Source organism: Arsenicibacter sp. R0_47, from assembly GCF_057652235.1.
Window position 1 is genome coordinate 1 of the sequence record NZ_JBYFCJ010000004.1, and the last position, 22,565, is coordinate 22,565.

Sequence of the window (22,565 nt, forward strand, 5' to 3'; positions counted from 1 at the left end):
TCGATCAGTTTGCGGATGATTTTAACTCACTAATCGAATTTATGACCATGCATAGGGTTTTATGAGAAAGCCCTGCATAAAAAAGAAAATAGATATGCTTATCTATGTAGTGTAAATTAATATATTTATATGAAAAAAAATATTACTAAAATTACAATAACTTGACGTTAACGATTTACTAATATACCTACTATGAAAAAGTGGTATTATTATACTATTTATTGTTTTATATCTATAGTGATAACCACAGACAATGACTGTATGGCTCAGGATCCACCTTCATTAAGGTCAGGCAAAACCCAAACGTACGATCGACTGATAAAAGCAGAAAAAGAACTTAAAGAAGCATTAAATGACGGAAATCAGGACGATATTGCTGATAAATATTATGTTGTAGGCAAAAGATACATGGACCTAAATGATTTTCCTAAAGGACAAATGTATTTCAATAAAGCACTACAGATAAGGATAAATCAAAAGAGACCGCACGAAATTGGAAAAATATATCAACGGCAGGCTGAGTGGATGCTATATAGAGATGATTTAAATTTAGCTTATAAGTACGTGCATCAAGCTATATTTTATTTTTTGCAGATTCCCGAGAAATATCAACTAATCGAAGCGTACAGGGTGTTAGGATCAATCCATAAGGAAAAGCTTAACAATAATAATAAGGCAGATTACAAACGTGTATATGACTCAGATAGTGTTGAGTACTACTATAAGAAGGCTGCAAAAATTGCCGAGATATTAGACCGTCCGGTTGACAGGGCACATGTGCTACTCGATTTAGGTAATTATTTATTGGAATTAAACAAGCCTCACGAAAGTTTATCTGTTTTATATAAAGCTTATGATATTTACAAAAAACACAATGAAAGATATTTTCAGGTAATAGCTGCTTTATCTATTACTGATAAGTTAATGAATGCCAAAAAATTTAATAAAGCGAAAAGCTGGATAGATACAGTGCTATATTATAGTAATATGGTAAAAGATAAAGAGGTTTTAATGAGTGTTTATAATATGGAGATGAATTACTATGTTAGAATAAAGGACTGGGAACATGCCTTGCTTGCAAAAGATAAGTATTATTTTATAAAGTTAAAACATTTAGAAGAGTTTAAGCAAAGTGCTGTTTCCGGTGTAAATAGTTTGTATTTGATAAAAAAAAGAGAGGCCGAACTATTACTTCAAAAGAATGAACTAGAAAAGTCAATAATTGACAGAAATAAGAAAATTCAGTTTCTGGTTAATATATTATACATTTTGAGTATATTTATTGTTTCTTGTGTCTGTGTTTTATTATATAGACGGTATGATAAATATAAAAAAATAGGAAAACAGGCGACTTCAATGCTAAAAGAGCAGAGTCATCGGATTAATAATTATCTTCAATCTCTATCGGATCTACTGGCGTTGCAATTTGATAAATTATCCGATCCGGCGGCTATTGAAGCAGTGGAGGAAAGCTTCTTACGTATCGAAGCAATGTCAATGGTGCATAAATATGTATATAAAGGGAATAGATTTGATTCTCCTGATAATAAAGTAAATATGAATATACTAATTCCCGATCTCATGGAAAATACATTGAGGATATATAGCTACCAACACGTAAATTTGTTGTACAAAATTGAAAATATATATATTCAAATGGATAAAGCTGTTACTATTGCACTTATAATAAATGAATTAACTACAAATGTTTGTAAGCATGTAGTAAAATATATTAAACATCCTTCTGTTAGCATAAATCTGTTTGAGGATGGAGAATACATTAAATTAGTTTTTCAGGATAATGGTGGAGGCATGATTAAACATCAGCAAGAAGGTTATGGAATGACTGTAATTAAGCTGATGATAGAACGATTAAACGGTAAGTTTTCATTCCTTAATCAGGAAGGGCTGCGTTTCGAGCTGGAGTTTAAGAATATTGATAAGCGTATCATCAAAAATGGGAATTTATAATATAAATGCTACTATACTCATCATTGAAGATGATCCTCTGTTTGCTGAACGCCTGAGATCTGATCTGAAAAAGAATGGATATATTGTGGCAGGTATTGCCAGATCATTGGAAAGTGCGGTTCAATTAATGAGCCGGAATGATGTTGATTTAGCGATTATAGATATTTGGCTTGAAGGCTCACAAAATGGGATAGATATAGCTAAAGCGTTATTAAAGCTAAAAAACATTTCGATTATTTATGTAACAGGTCTATCCAGAGAAGAACAATTAGAGAGAAGCAAGGAAACATTCCCTTTCTCATTTATGGTTAAACCGGTTAATATACAGGAATTACTAGTTCAGATTGACCTTGCTATAAATAAGAATAATGAAAATGCAGGCAAGCTTATCTTGAATGCTGATTACTTTTTTGTTTTTTCAGAAAAAGGATATATCCGAATTAAATTTAGTGAGATATTATATATTTATGCAGACCGGATTTACTCAAAAGTCTTTTTGACAAAAGAGGAACATGAACGATTATTTCCTAAAAGGAGCTATGGTTTTATACATATATCTGCTAATTTAGGTCGTATCATGAGGCAACTACCTGCTGATTTTTTTCAGTTAAGCCGATCTGTTGTTATTAACCTGACTTTTCTGGATAAAGTTGAATCAGAGTTTCTGGTCGTTGCCGATCAGCGAATAGAAGTGCCTGATGGTATAAAGAATAACTTGTTAAGCCGATTAAATGTAATTCGGTCAAAGTAAGCTTTTATCAGGGATTTACTATAAGTTTCGATCCATTGGTAAATACCAGTTTACCTCCATTATATCTTAGACTTTGTGCTTCATTTGTCTCACTATTGAGCGTGACAATATGGCCTGCGTTGATTATTACTTCATCTGAAAGTGACGGTCTGCGCCCGCAGCTCCATGTGCCGGCTTCATGCCACAGACCTGATTTGATTGTTGAGCATGTAGATATTATCCTGGTAAATAATTTCGTATATACCTGACTTCTATTACCTTTTTCATCTATTGCCTGAATAGATAACAAATATGTCTGCCCATTAACCAATTGAGCAGCATTACCTTTAAATTGGAGATTAATGGTGTTTGATGGATCAGGGAGTGTGTATGAATATTGCCCCACTAATACAGATCCTTGTGAGTAACTATATTCAAGTCTGACTATCTTCGCGGACAGTATTCCGCTCTGAATGTATACGATATTGAATTGTGTTTGGCTCCAGATTCCGTTGCTGTTTCTGCCACGCACAAAGAATAGATGAAAACCATTCGAAAGGCTATTCGTATTTGCCGTGAAATCAATTTGATTACCGTTTGGTGTAACGCTGACCAACGTATTTCTGCCAAATCCCTGATCAGTATCCCAGCCATATTCAATAAGCTGAATATTATTCTGGCCTAAAACCCATAAATGAAATAAACTGAAAACGAAAAGCATTATTATTGATCTCATATCAATTGGCGTTCCTGATCTTTAAACTAATATTTAGCCCTTGCGTTGTTGATCCGGTTTCCGGAACAGTGAGCTCATAAATGATAGGTATTGGTGGTAAACCCGATAGCTTATACGGTTCTGAACCTCCGAAAATACCCGGTTGACTTGCATTCGTACCGGCTGTTAAATAGGGCGAACCGGCTTTTATTACATATTTTCCATCAGTACTTGTTCCGCCAACAAACGTATTACCTGGCTCATAGGCAATATTTCCGTTTGCTGTTCCGAACTGCTGATTGGGTGCCAGGTTATTCTGATTGGTTTGGGCAATAATGTTAACCGTTGCATCCCTATGTACCAGAATATTATTCCGAAAAGTAGATGCTGTTATTTTCCATAGAAAATTTCCAATTAAATTATTATTATCATAATTCAGATAATTTAACCCAGATTCATCCTGTACAATAATGCTGTTAATTACTGAAATATTATTGTTGTATAGGGAACTATAACCTTGAATATAGTTTATATATGAGCCTATTATTTTGCAATTATTGACAATATTACCTGCATCACCATAAAATGAAACTTCAACTTTACAGCGTATGATATATATATTACTTGTTTGTATCCTCATTCGATAATTATTTATCTCCATGCCGATTAAAAAAGATCCTTGAGACCCGTTGTTGAAAAAACAATAGTCATTAATTCTAGCATTAGTTGTCAGTGCATTTATTCCAAGGTTTTCATTTAAAAAATAGCCAGGCCCAATAATAATAACTCGTTTGCTGCAATTAAAGCCATTATAAGGCAATGATGAGCCTTCAACCATTATAGTATCTCCGTTTACTACACTAAAATGATTTAATGCTGTTTGGATCTGATTAAACAACCGGTTGGTTATATTTTCCGGCAGATTATTGTTTACCCTGAAAATTGCTCCATGTGCTGTAAGTGAAAAATAACCATAGAAGCACGTTAGTATGATCAGGATTCTTTGCCAATATATACGTGTGTTATTGTTCATAGGTGGTCTATGTATTTTTGATCAGTAAGTCAATGAATTTTTTATAGACATAACTCTGTCGCCTGCGTGTAACTTCAAATAGGCATCCATTATGAAGGATTACGACTAGTTTTCTGGGATGAGCCGATACTACTTCAATATTTTTTACATAACCTGGATTGACAATTACATCTTTCCTGATTCGTATAAAATCTGTGAGGTTTTCTTCATACCATTTTAACGTCCTTGATGATAATACCGGCCTGTTATTACTGTAGTTAATCCTTGTGTAATTCCAGTCGCCTTTTAACCAGATTATATCGCTCAGAACGATTTCTTTTCCGTCACATCGAATAGCTGTCATGGCAGATTTATTACAGGCTGCGAAGTAAAATGCCTGTAGCTACGCCGCCGACAAACCATGCGGCTTCATTTCCCCGTCGCGTATAGTAACGGCGTGTTGTGGTTGGGTTACCGGATACTTTCCATGAACCTTCAGTAGTGCCGGCCACCAGTTTCGGGTTTTCATAGTTAACGGTACCTGGTGCCCATATTACCTTCAGCGAATTTCCGGGATCAACAAAAATGTATCCTGGGAAAGGCTTATAATGGTCTTTCTTGGCGAGTGATATAACCTTTATATCGTCATATCGTTTATTGGGATCCCAAACGGTATCAATGAACGTATCACCCTCATAAATAAACCTATAGCCTGTCACAGGAATCCATTGTCCTTCGGCAGCTTCTGACAAAGCCATAAAGTCAGGATGTTTTAAGTTTGCTTTCCAGGTCGTTTGCAGGCTTCTTGATCTGTCTACATAATCATACCCGGGAAGCAGAGTCCATTGACCCTCATTCGCTGCCGACTCAAGATTAAATTCCGGATGAATCTGACCTTTTTGCCATGATACAGCATCTAGATTCCAGAAAAATCTTGGTTCCGTATCACCAGTTGATACCCATGCATACCCTGCGCTTTTGGGCCTTGCTTGTAAAAATCCGGATAGCCTCATATCACTTTTTACTAAATTTATTCCGTGCCATACCACGATGAGCCCGATAAACAGGATGCTCCCTTTTTTTATAGCAGAAGATGTAATCATAATTTGAGATGTTAAAACCTGGCAGTTAGACCGACCCGTGCCGAAGAGAGACCTGTGTAGCCGAATTCCGCAAAAGCACCGATCTTAGGCGTGAAGTAGTATTTCCCGCCGATGAAATAATTAAAGAATGCTCCGCTCCGGTAGTCATACCCATACCCATAGTTGGCGTCATGCCAGCGGAACGAGCGATACCCTAAACCTAGTCCGGCGTATAAATCAACTTTTTCGGTATTTAACCTGAACACACGGTTAACGTGATACGATCCACGGATACCAATATATGTGGCGGTATACCGCCATCTTGAACTGCTATAGTAATAATCACCATAATTCCCTGAATTATAGTCTAGTTGCACGCCCGCACTAATGTCTTTATCCAATCCGCTCTCGAATGATATACCGACAGGATTGCCGTAATAATAAGAGGACAGACCAATTCCCAGATTGACTAACTGATCACCTTTTTGATATCCGGTTCTGCCTGAATAACGAACAGGTGTATGGGAGATAACTTCCCTGCGTGAGCTTGTCGCGACTGGTTTTGGCGTTTCTGTGACTGCCTCACCGGGTAAGACGGTAGAATGCTGTCTGGTGGCTGATGGTGTGTTCACTGTTCGCACGGGCGGTGGTGGTGGGCCCGGTACTACCCGGTTTTCTGAGGCACTCCCCGATGGTAATGCGGAACTCGTTGGCGTGCCCGTTTTTTGCCTTGATAAGCTGGTACGGGTGGCTGAAGGGGTTGGTGTTGACGATGCCTTAGGGGTTGGTCTGCTTGAAGAACGGCGGGCCGGGGCTTTTGCCGAAGTCGGTTGTGTCTGTGCCTGCAGGGGTTGCCGGATTAAACCTGTCAGAAGAAGGAAAGCGATTAAAGGTAGTTTCATAGTGTTTATATGTATAAGGACCAGCGGATCTCTTTATGGAGGTTTATATTTAAGCTGGGTTATTAATTGAGTTGATTCTTATCAGCTAATTTATTATGGGTTTATACATAACTGATTGTTAAACTTCCCAAAACCAGATTATTGTAAACAAAGACCAGATAAATGTTTCCGAACTATGGAAAAGAATTTTCTTAAGTTGAGGGTTCCGTAGATAAGATTGACAAGGGAAGACGTGTTGTAGGCAGAAAATAGAAAGGCTGAACGGTAAGAAAGCGGAGATGTATGCTCCTGCGGGCAAAATCGCTTTCCGATTTGCCGGGCTGGAAAACTTTAGCCAATATTGAACCGGCAATGGCGAGTAGTTGCCCACCTGACCTTACCCATGAAAAGACGTTCGTTTATTAAGCATAGCGGTGCCACCGGCTTAGTGGCATTGGTTACTCCCTCTTCTGTATTCTATTCCGGTCCAAAAAAGGCAGCTCCTTCCCCCTTACTTGAGTCATTTCGTAATCCGGCTGATGCGGCAAAACCCCAGACCTGGTGGCACTGGATGAATGGCAACGTAACGAAAGAAGGCATCACGCTTGACCTCGAAGCCATGCAGCGCATCGGCATCGGCGGGGTACAGAATTTCGACGCGGGGACCGGTATTCCCAAAGGGCCGGTTGAGTACCTGAGCCCCGAATGGCTGGAGCTTAAAAAACACGCGATCCGGGAGGCGCAGCGGCTCGGCCTCGAATTTACGATGCACAACTGCCCGGGCTGGTCGTCGAGCGGCGGGCCGTGGATTACGCCGGAGCAGTCAATGAAGCAGCTGACCTGGAGTGAGTTGTGCGTCGAAGGGGGGCGGCCCATAAACCGGAAACTGCCGCAGCCCTACACAAAACTGCAACATTACCGCGATGTGGCGGTACTGGCCTATCCGTCGCTGTTCGGCGAAATGGCGTTTGACAACATCATCGGTAGTGTAGAGACGCCCGTAGGAGCGGTGGATATCAGTGGGTTAAACGGAGAAGACAATGAGGGGGTTACGGTGCAGGGAGCAACCACTGGTCAACCATCTTACCTACAGATCAACCTGAAAGCGACCATTGAGGTGCAGGCACTGGGGTTCGCCGGACAGGTGGTTGATACAGGTGGCGGCGGGTTTGGCGGGCCGTCGGTAACCATTGAGGTTTCAGAAGATGGTGTAACGTTCCGGAAGCTCGCCACGGTGCCTGTCACAGACGTAATGACCAGGGCTGAGTTTCCGTCTGTCATGCTGAAAGCCTTCCGCTTCGTGTCGGCGAAAACCGTTCAGTATACCGGTATTCAATTCTCAAACGCCCTGCGCCTGACCGACTGGCGCAAAAAAGCCAACTACGCATTCAGCGGGGTAGCGGGCGCCGCACCCCAAACGACTCCTCCCGAAAAATCAGCCATTGTCAACCGGAACACCCTTGTTGATCTGACCGATAAGCTCGATGCCACGGGGCGCCTGCAATGGGATGCCCCGGCCGGTGACTGGACCATTCTTCGCTTCGGCTACACGTCGACGGCAACCATGAACCGGTCAGCACCCGATACGGGCGTCGGGCTGGAATGTGATAAATTCAGCAAAGCTGCCGTTACGGCTCACTTTACAAAAATGATGGAGCAGTTGCTGCCAACCCTTGAGCCGCTGGCTAAACAGGGTAAGGTCGGGCTGCTGATCGACAGCTACGAAGTGGGTATGCAGAACTGGACGGAGGGTTTCGATCAGTATTTTAACGCACAGAACGGCTACGACCTGCGGACGTACTTACCCGCAATGACCGGCCGGATTCTGGATTCGGCCGACACGACCGAACGCTTCCTGTGGGACCTCCGCCGCACACAGGCTGACCTGATGGCTGATGCCTATTACGGTCAGTTTACGACCCTTTGTCACCAGCACGGATTTATTGCCTACGCCGAACCTTATGACCGGGGGCCGATGGATGAATTACAGATTGGCTCGCGCGTGGATGTCAATATGGGGGAGTTCTGGAATGGCCTGTCAACTATTTTCCAGAATAACCTGACCATGCACCGGACGGTCAAACTCGCGGCCTCCATTGCTCATACCAACGGTAAAGGCGGCGGTAAACCGCAGGTAGTCGGGGCGGAAGCCTTTACCGGCGAACCCGAATCGGCCCGCTGGCAGGAATACCCGTTCGGGATGAAAGCCCTGGGCGATAAAATGTTCAGTCAGGGGCTGAGCCGCGTCATTTTTCACCGGTATGCCCATCAGCCACACCCGACCGCCCAGCCCGGCATGACAATGGGGCCGTGGGGTATTCATTTCGACCGGACCAATACCTGGTGGGAGCAGGCACGGCCCTGGATGGCGTATCTGGCGCGCTGCCAGAGCCTGCTGCAGCAAGGCCTGTTCGTGGCCGATCTGGCGTATCTGACTGGTGAAGAGGGAAATGCGTATGCAACTGTTCGTCCGGAAGAGCTGAATCCGGCCCCGCCCGAAGGATATGATTACGACGTAATCAGTGCCGAAACGCTGCTCCGGCACGCGCAGATGGCTGACAACCAGCTGACGTTGCCGGATGGTATGAGCTACCGTGTGTTGGTGGTGCAGACCCGGAATATGTCTTTGGCCTTACTGGAGAAAATCCGCGGGCTGGTGATGCAGGGGCTGATCCTTGTTGCCCGGCGGCCGGTCGGGATGCCGGGGCTGCGCGACGCCGGTAAAGACCTCCAGTTTAACCGTATCCTGGATCAGTTATGGGGGCTGAAAGGTACGGCACCGACAGCCGGAAATGTAGTGGGTAAAGGCATGGTGTATGCCGGTAAATCGCTGCAGGAGGTATTCACGGCTCTTAAACTGCTTCCGGATGTGGATATAACGGCTCAATCCGGGGATGCCCCCGTTACCTGGATTCACCGGCGGATTGGCGGCGACGATGTGTATTTTCTGGCAAACCAGCGCCGGACGGTGGAAGAAGTCGTCTGCGCTTTTCGTGTGTCGGAGAAGCAGCCCGAATGCTGGGATCCGGATACGGGTGTGGTCACGAAACTAAACCTGTATGAAAAAGAAGCGGGCCTGACCAGGGTACCCCTCCGGCTGGAACCGGCCGGGTCGGTTTTTGTGGTGTTCCGGCAGGGAGCCGCTGAAAATCATTATGTTTCGATAAGTCGTAATCAGCAGCCGCTGCAATCGGCGCGCCTGTTTCCGGCGGTGCCGCCGAAGCGTTTTCCGGAAATAGTCAATAATTTTACGATAAATGTCCGTGCCAAACCGGAGCGGAATATCATGCTGTCCACGCAGAACTTCATGGATGGCATCGCTGATCCGTGGACGGATTTTTATGCAATATACCCTGCGTCGGGGAAGGAGTTGTACGGGGCCAGCCATGCGGCTACCGGCCTGGCCATTGGCCGGAACGGGGTAGCGGTCTGGGAGCGGGCGGCCGGAAAACCGGTGCTTGTACTGGCCGCGCCCGTGCCGGTGTCGGGCTGGAGTCTGATCACGATGGTCTACCGCGACGGGGTGCCCTCGGTTTATGTCAACGGGAAGCTCATTAAACGGGGAAAGGCTTCGGGCGATCAGGTACATCCGACCCTGAATCAGGCCTTCCTGCGGGACGGGGCCTCGTACTACAACGGCGACCTGTCTGTGCCGCAGCTGGTGGCCGAAGCGTTGCCCGATGACCGGATTCGCCAGCTGGCCCGTGAGGCCTACACGCCGGCCCAGCCTACACCGGTTCTTTCGACGACCGGCGAAGAGCGGGCGTCGTTTCAGTTCTGGGAAAACGGGAAATATACCTTCCGGGACGCGGCCGGCAAAGAGCGGACAATTCCGGTTGGCAGTCTGCCGGAACCGCAGGTCCTTTCGGGAAGCTGGCAGGTGGCGTTTCAGCCGGGAAGGGGCGCTCCGGAGCCGCTTGTCCTCAATGAACTTATGTCGCTGCACCGGCATGCGGAGGCGGGAGTGCGCTATTTCTCCGGTACCGCAACCTATTCAAAAGCTGTTGACGTCAACCCCGCACTGACGGGAAATAACCGCCGGATTTTCCTGGATCTTGGCCGGGTAGAAGTGATTGCGGAGGTGCGGCTGAACGGTAAGCCACTGACAACACTCTGGAAACGGCCTTTCCGGCTCGATATTACCGATGCCGTCAAGCCGGGCACCAATCAGCTGGAAATACTGGTGACTAATCAATGGCCGAACCGGCTCATCGGCGACGCGCAGACGCCCGACGTAGATGCTTATGTGCCCGGGGCGGGCAGCAGCGGTTTTGCCAGTCTGAGCGGCGGGGGCATTCAGCAGCTGCCGGACTGGTACAAGAACGGTGCGCCTAAACCTGATGATGGTAAGGTTACTTTTGCCACCTGGAAACATTATACCAGCGAATCACCCCTGCTCGAAGCCGGTCTGATCGGCCCCGTGCGGCTCCTGCCGGTCATGCAGGTAACGATTTGAGACAAAGAGTGAAAGAGTGAATGAGTGAAAGAGTGAATGAGCAATAGAGTGATTGAGTAGCAGGAGGCTTCGCTCTTTCTCTCTATCGCTCATTCACTCATTAGAAAACGTGTAGTGAAGGTATAAAAACGGGTGAGCGCCATGCGTTCACCCGTTGCGCTCTCTGCGTTTAATCAACGCTCTGATCAGCCTTTTTAGTCTGATCCTTGGCATGTGCTTTCATGTGTTTGGCGTCGCTCTTCATAGCCTTCTTCACAGCTTTCTCTTCTTTCTTTTTCGCTTCGGCCAGTTTTGTTTTATCGTCGTTTATGGCCGGAATTTCAATCCGGTTCTGATCGCGGGCATCTTTCCGCTTTTCGGCTGCTTTTTCCAGCTTCTTTTCAGCCTTCATTTCTTTTTTTGCCTGTTTTCCTTCCTGAACGGCCTGTGCCATAGCGGCTTGTGTCATCATCAGCAACGCGAACGCTGCACCCATAATTACCTTTTTCATTGTCGTTGAGCATTGTTAAGTAACAATCCGGCCGCTTTGGCCGGCTTTCTTAGGAGTACATAACAGACCTGTTCTGACTTTGTTTGAAAAAATTAATGAGCGTTACCGTTCGGTAACTTTAGGGCCGTATTAACAGAATATTGCTGTAATCAATCCCAAAATTATGTTCATTGGCAGCGTTTCAAATAAGTGTCCCGTTTGCTAAAACTGAAAACAGCTTGTAAGCCGGTACGGTTAACTTAAAACAATTGGTAAAGTATAACAAGTAAAAGCGCAACGTATGAAAACCATCGAACGAGAAAACAAAACGCTTACCGGGCATGAACGACAGCGTAAGCTGACACGGCAATCCATCCTCCGCATTATTCTGGTAAGTTCGTTTATTACCAACTTGCTGATCGTCTATACATTAATACATCCGGCTCCCGCCAGCGGGCTGGTCAACACCGTTTCATTTGCTTCCTTAGCTCCCATACTCCGCGGTTCAGTTTTATTTTTCCTCGCTTTATCCGTCGTCAGTCTGATTGGCTTCGCTTGTCTCGATCCGGAAACGGAACCTGTCGTCAGCATCACGCAAACCGATCCGGTAGCTGTAACAGAAGAGGCACCTATTGCAGAACCGGCCCAAATCATTGTGTTTCGTCCTGAGCTTTCACCGGTTACCGTAGATAGCCAACCGACGCTGGTCAGGAAGTAATTTTTGATGTAGTTACTGGCTGCTGGATACTGGATGGTTCTGGGATACTAATAGGGTATATTTAGTATCCAGCATCCAGCATCAAGAGTTATCCAGCATCCAGCATCAAGAGTTATCCAGCATCCAGCATCTAATAACTAGGGCCGTTCGGTCAGGGCCATGCGGATGAGTTCGGCAGTATTTTTGACACCGGCTTTTTTGATTAGGCTGGCGCGCTGATTAGCGACGGTATTGGGGCTGATGTCAAATTGTTCGGCAATTTCGCGGCTGCTCATGCCTTGCGTCAGGCAAGTCAGAATCTGTGCCTCGCGGGTGGTTATTTTATTCCAGACCGTTTTGCTGCGGGGAAGGGCAAGGTCATCATCGTTCTTTACCTTAGGAATGATCAGGTGCCGGATGATTACTGAGGAGGCATTGGGTGGATAGTAAAGTTCGCCGGTAACGACGGTTCGGATGGCCCGCAGGATTTCTTCCCGGTCTGTGTCTTTGAGTAAATATCCCGCAGCACCGTTCTGCACTGCATTCAGAATGTAATCGGGATTATTGTGCATACTGAAAATCAGCGATTTTACGCGGGGGTACTGACGTGTTACGACTTTAGTAACGTCGATGCCCGACATGCGTGGCATCGTAATGTCCAGCAGGAGTACATCCGGTTTCAATTCCGGAATCAGCTCAATGGCATCGTCGCCATCCGATGCTTCTCCTACAATTTCAATGTCTTTTTCGTCTTCCAGCAGATTGAGTATTCCCCTTCTTACGACCGAATGATCATCGGCAATTAATACGCGGATTGGCATAACCATTAACTTTTGCAGGGACGGCTACCGGGTAATTTTTACATAGACTTTCGTTCCTTTTTTAAGTCGGGAAGTCAGTACAAATTCACCATTCAGTAATCGGGCCCTTGTTTTCATATTTTCTAAACCACTGATAATCGGATTCGCTTTCCGGACATTCTTCACGACGAATCCTTTTCCGTCATCTTCAACGGACAGTGTAAGATACGTTTTTTCCTGCACTATCTGAATGAAAATATGTTCTGCATCAGCATATTTTACGGCATTGTTTAAGGCTTCCTGCGCAATCCGGTACAGCCCGATCTCAATGGCGGGGGGTAACCGGTTAACAGTACTCCCGCTAAAGACAATAGTCTGCCCGGTAATATGTGCTGTCTGTTCGGCCAGCAGTTGCAGCGCGGCAGACAACCCGAAATCACCGAGCACAGACGGCATCAGGTTGTAGGACACCTGACGGGTAGTCCGGATGGTTTCCTGGATCAGTTCACAGAGTTCGTCGAACCGTTTCCGGAGTTTTTCGTCCTCGATCTGAACGCGTTTCAGGCTTTCGGCGTGGAGCTTCAGGCCGGTAAGCATCTGCCCGATGCCGTCGTGGAGTTCGCGCGCAAACCGCCGCCGTTCTTCCTCCTGGCCTTCGAGCAGCGCCGCCGAACGAACACGATCTTCTGTCCGTTGCAGCTCATATTTTTCTTCCGTCGTCCGGATAAGTACGGCTTGTGTATCAAGAAGTTGCTGGTTTGTGTCGGCCAGATCATCGTTGGCAATTGCCAGCTGGTGATTGCTCAGACGCAGGGCGTCTTCCGATTCGGTCAGTTTCCGGATCACAGCCTGCGTATGATTGACTACCGGCCTGAAAATAAAAAAGCCTTCGATGAGCACAATCAGCAACGTAGCAATACCCAGACACCATTCAACCTGTTCGAGATAGCGGACCCGTTCAAATGTTTCGGTATCGAACCGGAATACGATTTCGTTCATCTGCTGTAGATAAGCCGGTTCAGACTTCAGAATTGCGCTGAGAGCAAGTTGTTTTTCCGCTTCTGTGCTTTGTTTCGTAAAGACGATAAACCCCGCCTGAATCGCCTGAAATACCGGTTTTATTTCCCGGAACATGCTGTCGATAGCCGCACTTTTCCGGACGGTATACGGCTGTTCCATCAGCAGTGTGCCCGTTTGCAGTTCAGTATGTACCCGTGTCCAGACATGCAGCAGAGAGTCGAACGACACAGTATCGCTGGCCGGAATCTGCTGTAGATCCAGCAACACCAGCTTGGTCAGGCGCTGGCTCAGCATCCGCTGGCGGCCGGCTACGTTCAGCACCCGCCCGTCATCGTTATGGTCGTTGATCGTCTGTTTTATAAAAAACAGTCCGCTGATGGTCAGGACCGCGATGACGGTCAGGGCCATTACATAAAAGCGGGTCAGTCGCCGGGCTACCAGTTGGTCAAGTTCCTGCACGGGATATTGGGTGATTGAGTGAATTGTGATTGAGTGATCTGCTGCACTCCGGAGCTGAACATATAAAGGGTTCAGTATTAACAGGTCATTCAACTAAATTAACCACATAGACACATAGGGCACATATGAGATAAAAAATCTTTTTATTTCTATGTGGCTATGTGGTTAACGTCGATTTATAACGGATCGAAAATCCCTGCAAGGTTAGTCCTCAGAAGTACAGGAAAAGCAGGTAAACTATTTCCGGTCGGGTTGCTCACTCCGCAATGCCCACAAATACCTGGTCGTTTTCAACCCGGACGGGGTAGGTCCGGATCTGGTATTCGTCGTCGGTGAGGCATTGACCGGTCCGGAGCGAAAATGTTTTTTTGTGGAACGGACAAGCCACTTTCGGCTCTCCCTGATGGCTGCCGGTCATGCCCCTCGACAAGGCCATCTGCTGGCGGTGCGGGCATTGATTATCGGTGGCATACCACTCGCCGCGGCGGGCAAAATGGAAAATGGCAATCTGGCGGCCATCGATCAGGGCACACGCCCCGCCGTCGGCCGGAATATCGTTGGTGTGGCAGGCCATGTGCCACGTAATTGACAAGGTTAACATGTTGTTTTGATCGTAAACGTGTATGGCAGAATGATATTCCGCTACTTACCGGATGAATTACATTTATTGCGCGGAATGTCATTCCGCGCTACCGACCCTAAATTGTCCATTCCTGCGCCCGTTTCTGAGAGCGGAGCGGGGTAAAGGCAATTGACGGGTCTTTAACGTCGGGCTGGTTTACAAAATGGGTAAAGCGCTTCCGGAGTTCAGGCGTTTCTACCACATCCTTCCACTCACAGCGGTAGTTGTTGACCAGTTCCTGCATACCGGCTTCCAGATCAGCCGCAATTCCCAGCACATCGTCGACGATCACGGCCTTGAGGTAGGTCATGCCGCCTTCCAGTTTGTTGAGCCAGGTAGCCGTACGGGTCAGCGGATCGGCGGTTTTGATGTAAAACATCAGGAACCGGTCGATCAGCCGGAGACAGGTCTCCTTGTCTACATCGGTGGCCAGCAGCCGGGCGTGTTGCGGTTTGGAGCCACCGTTGCCGCAGACATACAGGTTCCAGCCCTTGTCGGTGGCGATGATGCCGAAATCCTTGCTCTGCGCTTCAGCACATTCGCGGATACAGCCCGAAACCGCCGATTTCAGCTTGTGCGGCGCGCGGAGGCCCTTGTAACGCTCTTCGACCTCAATGGCAAACGTCACCGAATCCTGCACCCCAAACCGGCACCAGGTCGATCCCACACAGCTTTTTACCGTCCGCAGGGCTTTGCCGTAAGCATGACCGCTTTCAAAACCGGCCCGAATCAGTTCTTCCCAGATTGCCGGTAAATCACCGACGTGGGCGCCGAACAGGTCAATCCGCTGGCCGCCCGTAATTTTGGTATACAACCCGTATTTTTGCGCCACCTGCCCGATCACGATCAGCTTTTCGGGCGTAATTTCGCCGCCCGGAATCCGCGGAACTACCGAATAGGTGCCCCCTTTCTGGATATTGGCCAGATAGCGGTCATTGGAGTCCTGCACCGGTGCCCGATCCTGCTCCAGAATATTTTCGTTCCATAAACTGGCCAGTACCGATGCTACAAGCGGCTTACAGACTTCGCAGCCATCCCCGTGCCCGAACTGGTTCAGTACATCGCCATAGGTGCGCAGTTTGTTGATTTTCACCAGGTCAAACAACTCCTGGCGCGAAAAATCGAAGTGTTCACAAATCGTATTCCGGACATACAGTCCTTGTTCTTTCATTACGCCCTGGATCAGGTCCTTCACCATGGGGGTACAGCCGCCGCAGCCCGTGCAGGCCTTGTTCGCTTTTTTCATGCCGTCGACCGTTGTGCAGCCATGTTCCTTAACCTGCTGGCAGATCATTCCCTTCGTTACCGCTTCGCAGGAACAGATCAGGGCATCGTCGGGCAGACTCAGGACCCCCGCGCCGGCCGCCTCTTCACCGCCGCGTGAGCCCAGAATCAGGTCTTCGGGGTCGGGCGGCAATACCGTCTTGTTTTTACAGGTCTGGAGGAGCATGTTATACTGCTCCGCATCGCCCACCAGAATACCACCGAGCAGCTCCTTGCCGTCGGGCGACAGGTTAACCCGCTTGTAGATGCCCTTAGCCTTGTTGTCGTAAATAATGGTCCGGCAGGCGGGTTCGGCGACAAACGGATCCCCGAAGCTGGCCACATCAACCCCGATCAGTTTCAGCTTGGTCGACATATCAAACGGCCTGAACTGTTTCAGCTCACCGGTAAGCTGCGCCGCAACCACATCAGCCATGTCGTAACCCGGCGCGACAAGCCCGTAGATCATATTATGTACCAGCGCGCATTCGCCGATGGCAAAAATGGCAGCGTCGGTGGTCCGGAGCTGATCGTTGACCAGAATACCGCCGCGCGGATGGGTATCAAGGCCGGCCCGTTTGGCCAGTTCGTCGCGCGGGCGGATACCAGCCGAAATAATCAGCATATCGACATCCAGCCGTGAGCCGTCTGTAAAGTCGATACCGTCCATCGTAGCATCGCCTGAAATTTGTCGGGTGCTTTTTGAGAGGTGGATCGAGAGGCCGAGCGAACCGAGTTGCTGTTGCAGGATGGCCGACCCGGCATCATCAATCTGCCGGGGCATCAGCCGTGGAGCAAATTCAACGACATGGGCTTCGTCGAGGCCCAGATCGAGCAGCGCCTTTGCGGCTTCCAGCCCAAGCAGACCACCACCGAGCACGGCTCCTTTACGTGCGGTACGCGCGTACGATTGAATGAGTTCGAGATCTTCGATGGTGCGGTAGACAAACACGCCGTCTTTTTCAACACCCGGAATAGGCGGCACAAAAGCGGCCGAGCCGGTGGCCAGTATCAGATAGTCGTAAGGAACGGCAATGCCATGATGTGAATAAACGGTTTTGGTCTCCCGGTCGATGTTCACAACCGGATCGCCCAGGTAGAGTTCAATGCCTTCAGCCACATACCAGTCAGCATCAGCCAGCAGCAGGTCGTCTGCTGATTTGCCGGCAAAAAAAGCGCTTAAATGTACGCGGTCATAGGCAGCGCGCGGCTCTTCTCCGAAAACGGTTATCCGGAAATCCGCTTTGTTTTGGGCTTTAGCCAGAAGCTTTTCACAGAATTTGTAGCCGACCATGCCGTTTCCAACGACCACAATCCGTGTTTGTGTTTGTGTTTTCATAGTTAGTAGTAACTATAATTTTATGACAACCCGTAATTTTTATTGTGTTATTTCAAGAATCGCCCCCACGAGTACCTGAAATTGTATAGGTCAAAATTAAATGGTGTTTTTGGTAAATCCTAGCTTATTATTTGTTAAATGCTTAATTTTTAAACTTATTTTTTTGAAAAAGTATTGTTTTTCGAAATTTAAGGTATAGATTTGAAGCAGTTAATGATGTAGTTAATAATAACTATTGATAGTACATTATTAATATTCACAACTTGACGCAAACGATCATGCAACCTAAACTGACATTAGTAGGCGCCGGTCCGGGTGATGGCGAACTGATTACCCTGAAAGGGATCAGGGCGCTGCAGAAAGCCGATGTGGTACTGTATGATGACCTGGCAAACGTAACGCTGCTGGACTTTGCGCCGGTGCATTGTCTGAAAATGTATGTTGGGAAGCGGGCCGGTAAACCATCAATTGCGCAGGATGAAATCAACACGCTGATTGTGCGGCTGGCGACACAGCACGGGCACGTGGTCCGGCTGAAAGGGGGTGATGCCTATGTGTTCGGCCGTGGTTTTGAAGAACGTACCTATGCACTGGAGCACGGTATTTCGTGTGAAGTAATACCGGGCGTATCAAGCAGCATTGCCGTGCCGGCTGCCCAGGGAATTCCGGTAACCTGCCGTGGTGTCAGCGAGAGTTTCTGGGTTATTACCGGAACTACCCGCAGCGGAGCTATGTCGAAAGACATAGAGCTGGCCGTACAGTCAGACGCCACGGTTGTCGTATTGATGGGATTAAGTAAACTACAGGATATCTGCGCGTTATATGTCCGCAACGGAAAGGCAAATCTGCCGATGGCGGTCATACAGAACGGTACACGCACTGGCGAGCAGTGTGTGGTAGGGCAAGTTTGGGAAATGCCGTCACTGGTTGCTGCACAAGGCGTGGGGGCGCCCGCAGTGATCGTGCTCGGTGAGGTAGTTGCATTACACAAGGCGTATTTACCGGCCTATCTGCAAAGCCTGCAACTCGCTTGCATCTGATCAATAAAAAAGCCGATCCGGTGTAGGGGCACCTTGTGGATCGGCTATGTTCGGGTTGTCTATGTTAAACACAAACGTTTCAAAGAAAATGAAAAAAACTTCCTGAACCAAATCTGCCGCACCGGCAGAAATGGTTCGTCTCTTCCTGTCGCCTGAAAAAGGCATCTCCTTTGTCTTCTGATTCAAGACGTTACGTCTGACGTTTGCCCGTCCGGGGTATGGCCGCATATTTCCGTTACGACTACTTCTACCTGAACTATTCTCACGAATTACCATGAAATTATCTTTATTCGCTATAGGCGTTACGCTCACAGGCTGTTCGTTACTGGCAACCACAGCCCATGCCCAGTTTTCGTTAACCGGTCAGGTCCGGACGCGGACTGAAGTAAGGGACGGACTGGGAAATCTGGCACCAAAAGACAGCAAAGCGGCCGTTTTTACGTCACAACGCACACGCCTGACATTTGGCTATAAATGGGACCGCGTACAGTTTCAGACCGCCGTGCAGGACGTACGGGTCTGGGGGCAGGATGCGGCAACGATCAACAATGCAGACGGTAACCGCCTGATGGTTCACGAAGCATGGGCCGAGATTACACTGGCGAACAGTGCCGACACAACGATTAAGTTTAAGCCAATCCAGAATTTATCGCTCAAAATCGGCCGGCAGGAGCTCGTTTACGATGATGTGCGGTTGCTGGGTAACCTGGACTGGCTGCAACAGGGCCGCCGGTTTGATGCTGCCCTGCTGAAAGCCCAGCATCTGGGCTGGGCCCTGGATCTGGGAGCGGGCATGAACCAGAATACGGATGCGTTCGGCACGGTAGGTACATACTATACGGCCGGCAATGCACCGGCCTCAGCCCTGTCGACCAAAAATGTCACCCTCGCGGTTCCGGCCGGTTTTCTGCCGACAAGCGGTAAAGGCGGCGCGCCGGTGCTGGCAACGCCGCTGAGCACCAACGGACAGAACCAGCAGTTTAAGGCTTTTCAGATGGCCTATCTGACGCGGAAGTTTAACCAGACAAAATTCTCGGCGCTGTTCTTTAAAGACGACTTCCAGAAGTATCGTATAGACTCCATCGGTAGCGCGGCAGCAGGCTACGTATATGGCCGCCGTTATGATGTGACAGGCGCCAATTCACGGGTGACCTACGGGGCTATGCTGACGGGGCAGTTCGGTAATGCGTCATCGAAAACCGGTAAGGTGCAGTGGCAGGCGTTTGCCTACGGGCAGGGCGGTAAGGACCGGGATGGTCTGAAACTGAAAAAGGCGTATCACTACGGCGCTAATTTCATGGTTCAGAAGGGTTTATTCAGCGTAGGGCCGGGCTATGAAGTGTTGTCGGGTACTAACGCCGAAACAGTTAAGGCCGGCGAAACGGGCCGGTTTGATCCGCTGTATGGCACGCCGCACAAGCACTGGGGCTACATGGACTATTTTTACGTGGGCACCGGTTCGCCGGCAGGTGGCCTGAAAGATGCCTTCCTCAAGTTTAAATATGCCGGTAACCGCCTGACCACCACGCTGGATGCGCATTACTTTGCTCTGGCCGCCCCAACCTATAACAAACTGCCGGATGCATCTTCCGGAGCTAAGGTCGATCCGAAACTGGGTATGGAATACGATTTTACGGCCACCTACCTGCTGAATAAATTCACGACCCTGGAATTCGGTTATTCGCTTATGCAGGGTACCAACAGCCTTGAGTATGTGAAACAAGGTACCATGAATCAGCGCGATCATCTGGGCAAATGGGCTTATCTGATGATCAATATCCGTCCCGACTTTTTCTACACCAAACCAGTAGCCATTAAACAATAAGTAAACAAGCAAAATTAGATTTATCTGGAGAGCAAAGGGTTGTATGTCAATGGTTTATTCACTCAATCGCACATTCACTCAATCGCTCAATAACTTAAGACCATCGTAGTTGCCTGACCGGTTTCCCCCGGCCGGTCGGGCGCATTTGTCTAACCAGTTACTCCAGTACGAATACAATCATGAAAAAGACATACATCCTGCTGTCAGCCTGTCTGCTGACCCTGGTTTCTGTTGCCATTACGGCCTTTAAACCCGCTGCTGAACCGATTAAACTGGGCTTTATTCCGCTGACCGACTGCGCGCCGCTGGTGGCCGCTAAAGAACTGGGTTTGTTTCAGAAATACGGCGTTGACGTGCAGCTGAGCAAAGAAGCGTCGTGGGCCAATGTCCGGGATAAAATCCTGAATGGTGAGCTGGAGGGAGCGCATTGCCTGTTTTCGATGCCGCTGTCAGTTTACACGGGTGTGGGGGGCAAAGCGGGCTCTGAGATGAAAATCGCCATGGTGCTCAACAACAACGGCCAGGGCATTACACTGTCGAAAGACTTCTGCGGACTGGTCGGCTTTAAGGACCTGAAGCACGTAAACGGAGCCATTGACCAGCTTAAACAGCGGAAAGAAGTAACGTTTGCCATGACATTTCCGGGCGGCACCCACGATATCTGGCTGCGGAACTGGATGGCTGCTGCGGGTATCAACCAGAAGTCGGTAGGCATTATCACCATCCCGCCGCCGCAGATGGTAGCCAACATGCGGGTTGATAACATGGAAGGCTATTGCGTCGGAGAGCCATGGAACGGGGTTGCCGCCACGCAGAATGTGGGTTTTACGCACATTGCCTCGCAGGACATCTGGAAAAATCACCCGGAAAAGGCGCTGGTCGTTAACAAGGAATTTGCCGGCACGCGTAAGGAAGACCTCAAAAAAGTCATGAAAGCGATCATTGAAGCCTGCCGCTGGCTCGACGATATGGGCAACCGGAAAAAGGCCGCTGCCTGGCTGTCGAAGCCCTATTACGTTAATGCCCCAGTCAGTGTGCTGGAAGCCCGGCTGCTGGGTTCGAACGATCTGGGCTGTGATCTGGGCGTACAGAAATACACCAGCGACAAAATGATGTTCTACAACAACGGCGTCGTTAGCACCCCGCTGAAAGCACACGCTGCCTGGTTTTTAGCCCAGTATGTACGCTTCGGGCTCGTTAAATCGGCCCCGGATTACAAAGGAATCCCCGAAAAGCTGATTCTGGACGATCTGTTTGCTGAAGTCGCCAAAGAAATGAACGTGCCGGTACAGGCCGACATGAAGCCCTTCAAAACGGCGCTGGATATTGAGTTTAACCCTGCTAACCCTGCCGCTTACCTGGCTGGCACAAAACACTGATCTGACGATGAAGACGTTATTCTCATTATCCAATTTACTGGCTTTGGCCTGGTTTGCCGGTAGTCTGGCGCTGCTCATAGCCATCTGGTGGGTGGTTTCGCTGGTCACGGCGCACGAAATTCCGGACCCTGCTGCTACCTGGACAGTCTTCTCGGAGATGCTTCAGGACCCTTTCTACGATTACGGACCCAACGATAAGGGCATCGGCATTCAGCTCTGGGGGTCGATTAAGCGGGTCGGTGCAGGTTTTTTGCTGGGGAGCCTGGTCGCCATTCCGATGGGGTTGCTGATGGGTGCTTCGACGGTAGGCATGCGTCTCCTGAATCCGCTGGTTCAGATTCTGCGACCGGTGTCGCCCCTTGCCTGGTTTCCGCTGGGATTGCTGGCCTTCAAAGCTGCCGAAGGCGCTACGGTATTCATCATTGCCATCACCTCGTTGTGGCCAACCCTGATTAACACAGCCTTTGGCGTGTCGAGTATCCCGCAGGATTTCAAAAACGTAGGCAAAGCATTCGGTTTTTCGCGCTGGAAATACATCAGCAAAATCCTGATTCCCTATGCGCTGCCCCACATGATCACGGGCTTGCGCCTGTCCATCGGGGTGGCCTGGATGGTGATCGTAGCGGGCGAAATGCTGTCGGGCGGTATCGGTATCGGATTCTTTGTCTGGGATAGCTGGAACGGCCTGAGCCTCGAAAAAATCCTTTCGGCCATTCTCATTATCGGGTTTGTCGGCCTGCTGCTCGACAAGCTGTTCAACGGATTACAACAACTGGTGGCGTACGACAAAAAGTAGCGGTCACGG

Annotated in this window: 19 protein-coding genes; 8 read left to right on the forward strand and 11 right to left on the reverse strand. The window is 48.4% G+C overall.

All coding sequences use genetic code 11. The features are described 5' to 3' along the window. The first annotated feature begins 261 nt into the window (after positions 1 to 261). Together AC23NW_RS08810 and AC23NW_RS08815 are read left to right on the forward strand one after the other, a co-directional pair. A complete protein-coding gene (locus tag AC23NW_RS08810) occupies positions 262 to 1,971 on the forward strand; it encodes a sensor histidine kinase (protein WP_487448940.1) in 1,710 nt (569 codons plus the stop codon). Next, complete coding sequence (locus AC23NW_RS08815; protein ID WP_487448942.1) at positions 1,958 to 2,722, forward strand: response regulator transcription factor; 765 nt, start codon at positions 1,958 to 1,960, stop codon at positions 2,720 to 2,722. Before AC23NW_RS08810 ends, AC23NW_RS08815 begins: the two co-directional genes overlap by 14 nt. Positions 2,723 to 2,729: 7 nt before the next feature. Here the strand turns inward: AC23NW_RS08815 and AC23NW_RS08820 are convergent, their stop codons facing one another. From AC23NW_RS08820 to AC23NW_RS08840, 5 genes are read right to left on the reverse strand one after another with little or no spacing between them, the layout of a single operon-like run. Further along, entirely contained in the window at positions 2,730 to 3,437 is a 708-nt protein-coding gene (locus AC23NW_RS08820; RefSeq protein WP_487448944.1) for a hypothetical protein, read from the reverse strand. 1 nt (position 3,438) lies between these two features. Continuing rightward, on the reverse strand, positions 3,439 to 4,449 hold the full coding sequence (locus tag AC23NW_RS08825; RefSeq protein WP_487448946.1) for a hypothetical protein: 1,011 nt from the start codon (positions 4,447 to 4,449) through the stop codon (positions 3,439 to 3,441). A 7-nt stretch (positions 4,450 to 4,456) separates the two neighbouring features. Next, positions 4,457 to 4,792 (reverse strand): LytTR family transcriptional regulator DNA-binding domain-containing protein, encoded by a 336-nt coding sequence (locus tag AC23NW_RS08830; RefSeq protein WP_487448948.1) that lies wholly within the window; start codon positions 4,790 to 4,792, stop codon positions 4,457 to 4,459. A gap of 10 nt (positions 4,793 to 4,802) precedes the next feature. Next, positions 4,803 to 5,531 carry a hypothetical protein gene (locus tag AC23NW_RS08835; RefSeq protein WP_487448950.1) on the reverse strand — a complete coding sequence of 243 codons (729 nt, stop codon included), beginning with the start codon at positions 5,529 to 5,531 and terminating at the stop codon, positions 4,803 to 4,805. A gap of 11 nt (positions 5,532 to 5,542) precedes the next feature. Beyond that, on the reverse strand, positions 5,543 to 6,142 hold the full coding sequence (locus tag AC23NW_RS08840) for a hypothetical protein (RefSeq protein ID WP_487448952.1): 600 nt from the start codon (positions 6,140 to 6,142) through the stop codon (positions 5,543 to 5,545). Positions 6,143 to 6,794: 652 nt separating this feature from the next. Here AC23NW_RS08840 and AC23NW_RS08845 point away from each other — a divergent pair. Next, positions 6,795 to 10,847, forward strand: coding sequence for a glycosyl hydrolase (locus tag AC23NW_RS08845; protein ID WP_487448953.1), 4,053 nt, complete (start codon positions 6,795 to 6,797; stop codon positions 10,845 to 10,847). Between the two features lie 169 nt (positions 10,848 to 11,016). Here the strand turns inward: AC23NW_RS08845 and AC23NW_RS08850 are convergent, their stop codons facing one another. After that, complete coding sequence (locus AC23NW_RS08850; RefSeq protein WP_293844287.1) at positions 11,017 to 11,337, reverse strand: hypothetical protein; 321 nt, start codon at positions 11,335 to 11,337, stop codon at positions 11,017 to 11,019. A 280-nt stretch (positions 11,338 to 11,617) separates the two neighbouring features. On the opposite strand from AC23NW_RS08850, the gene AC23NW_RS08855 reads away from it, so the two are divergent. Next, positions 11,618 to 12,034, forward strand: a complete 417-nt coding sequence (locus AC23NW_RS08855) for a hypothetical protein (protein WP_487448954.1) — start codon at positions 11,618 to 11,620, stop codon at positions 12,032 to 12,034. Positions 12,035 to 12,171: 137 nt separating this feature from the next. On the opposite strand, the gene AC23NW_RS08860 is transcribed toward AC23NW_RS08855, so the two are convergent. The 4 genes from AC23NW_RS08860 to nirB all read right to left on the reverse strand — a co-directional run bounded on the left by AC23NW_RS08860 (position 12,172) and on the right by nirB (position 17,516). Then, positions 12,172 to 12,834: a response regulator transcription factor gene (locus tag AC23NW_RS08860; RefSeq protein WP_293844293.1), complete on the reverse strand. Its 663-nt coding sequence runs from the start codon at positions 12,832 to 12,834 to the stop codon at positions 12,172 to 12,174. A gap of 24 nt (positions 12,835 to 12,858) precedes the next feature. Beyond that, entirely contained in the window at positions 12,859 to 14,292 is a 1,434-nt protein-coding gene (locus AC23NW_RS08865) for a sensor histidine kinase (RefSeq protein ID WP_487448956.1), read from the reverse strand. Positions 14,293 to 14,548: 256 nt separating this feature from the next. Further along, positions 14,549 to 14,893, reverse strand: coding sequence for a nitrite reductase small subunit NirD (gene nirD, locus AC23NW_RS08870; RefSeq protein ID WP_487448958.1), 345 nt, complete (start codon positions 14,891 to 14,893; stop codon positions 14,549 to 14,551). Between the two features lie 97 nt (positions 14,894 to 14,990). After that, on the reverse strand, positions 14,991 to 17,516 hold the full coding sequence (gene nirB / locus AC23NW_RS08875; protein ID WP_487448959.1) for a nitrite reductase large subunit NirB: 2,526 nt from the start codon (positions 17,514 to 17,516) through the stop codon (positions 14,991 to 14,993). A 278-nt stretch (positions 17,517 to 17,794) separates the two neighbouring features. On the opposite strand from nirB, the gene cobA reads away from it, so the two are divergent. Further along, a complete protein-coding gene (cobA, locus tag AC23NW_RS08880; RefSeq protein WP_487448960.1) occupies positions 17,795 to 18,556 on the forward strand; it encodes a uroporphyrinogen-III C-methyltransferase in 762 nt (253 codons plus the stop codon). On the opposite strand, the gene AC23NW_RS08885 is transcribed toward cobA, so the two are convergent. Beyond that, the gene (locus AC23NW_RS08885) at positions 18,557 to 18,742 is read right to left on the reverse strand and encodes a hypothetical protein (RefSeq protein WP_487448961.1); all 186 of its coding nucleotides are present in this window, start codon (positions 18,740 to 18,742) and stop codon (positions 18,557 to 18,559) included. It lies immediately after the preceding gene. A gap of 88 nt (positions 18,743 to 18,830) precedes the next feature. Between AC23NW_RS08885 and AC23NW_RS08890 the strand changes: the two genes are divergently transcribed. The 3 genes from AC23NW_RS08890 (at position 18,831) to ntrB (ending at position 22,556) form a co-directional block, all read left to right on the forward strand. Beyond that, a complete protein-coding gene (locus AC23NW_RS08890; RefSeq protein WP_487448963.1) occupies positions 18,831 to 20,381 on the forward strand; it encodes an alginate export family protein in 1,551 nt (516 codons plus the stop codon). 179 nt (positions 20,382 to 20,560) lie between these two features. Further along, on the forward strand, positions 20,561 to 21,760 hold the full coding sequence (locus tag AC23NW_RS08895) for a CmpA/NrtA family ABC transporter substrate-binding protein (protein WP_487448965.1): 1,200 nt from the start codon (positions 20,561 to 20,563) through the stop codon (positions 21,758 to 21,760). A gap of 7 nt (positions 21,761 to 21,767) precedes the next feature. Further along, on the forward strand, positions 21,768 to 22,556 hold the full coding sequence (gene ntrB, locus AC23NW_RS08900; protein WP_487448967.1) for a nitrate ABC transporter permease: 789 nt from the start codon (positions 21,768 to 21,770) through the stop codon (positions 22,554 to 22,556). Positions 22,557 to 22,565: the final 9 nt, after the last annotated feature.

Coding starts and splice junctions, on each gene's coding strand:
- AC23NW_RS08810 (WP_487448940.1), top strand. CDS start 262: ATGGCTCAGGATCCACCTTCATTAAGGTCAGGCAAAACCCAAACGTAC.
- AC23NW_RS08815 (WP_487448942.1), top strand. CDS start 1,958: ATGGGAATTTATAATATAAATGCTACTATACTCATCATTGAAGATGAT.
- AC23NW_RS08820 (WP_487448944.1), bottom strand. CDS start 3,437: ATGAGATCAATAATAATGCTTTTCGTTTTCAGTTTATTTCATTTATGG.
- AC23NW_RS08825 (WP_487448946.1), bottom strand. CDS start 4,449: ATGAACAATAACACACGTATATATTGGCAAAGAATCCTGATCATACTA.
- AC23NW_RS08830 (WP_487448948.1), bottom strand. CDS start 4,792: ATGACAGCTATTCGATGTGACGGAAAAGAAATCGTTCTGAGCGATATA.
- AC23NW_RS08835 (WP_487448950.1), bottom strand. CDS start 5,531: ATGATTACATCTTCTGCTATAAAAAAAGGGAGCATCCTGTTTATCGGG.
- AC23NW_RS08845 (WP_487448953.1), top strand. CDS start 6,795: ATGAAAAGACGTTCGTTTATTAAGCATAGCGGTGCCACCGGCTTAGTG.
- AC23NW_RS08850 (WP_293844287.1), bottom strand. CDS start 11,337: ATGAAAAAGGTAATTATGGGTGCAGCGTTCGCGTTGCTGATGATGACA.
- AC23NW_RS08855 (WP_487448954.1), top strand. CDS start 11,618: ATGAAAACCATCGAACGAGAAAACAAAACGCTTACCGGGCATGAACGA.
- AC23NW_RS08860 (WP_293844293.1), bottom strand. CDS start 12,834: ATGCCAATCCGCGTATTAATTGCCGATGATCATTCGGTCGTAAGAAGG.
- nirD (WP_487448958.1), bottom strand. CDS start 14,893: ATGTTAACCTTGTCAATTACGTGGCACATGGCCTGCCACACCAACGAT.
- nirB (WP_487448959.1), bottom strand. CDS start 17,516: ATGAAAACACAAACACAAACACGGATTGTGGTCGTTGGAAACGGCATG.
- cobA (WP_487448960.1), top strand. CDS start 17,795: ATGCAACCTAAACTGACATTAGTAGGCGCCGGTCCGGGTGATGGCGAA.
- AC23NW_RS08890 (WP_487448963.1), top strand. CDS start 18,831: ATGAAATTATCTTTATTCGCTATAGGCGTTACGCTCACAGGCTGTTCG.
- AC23NW_RS08895 (WP_487448965.1), top strand. CDS start 20,561: ATGAAAAAGACATACATCCTGCTGTCAGCCTGTCTGCTGACCCTGGTT.
- ntrB (WP_487448967.1), top strand. CDS start 21,768: ATGAAGACGTTATTCTCATTATCCAATTTACTGGCTTTGGCCTGGTTT.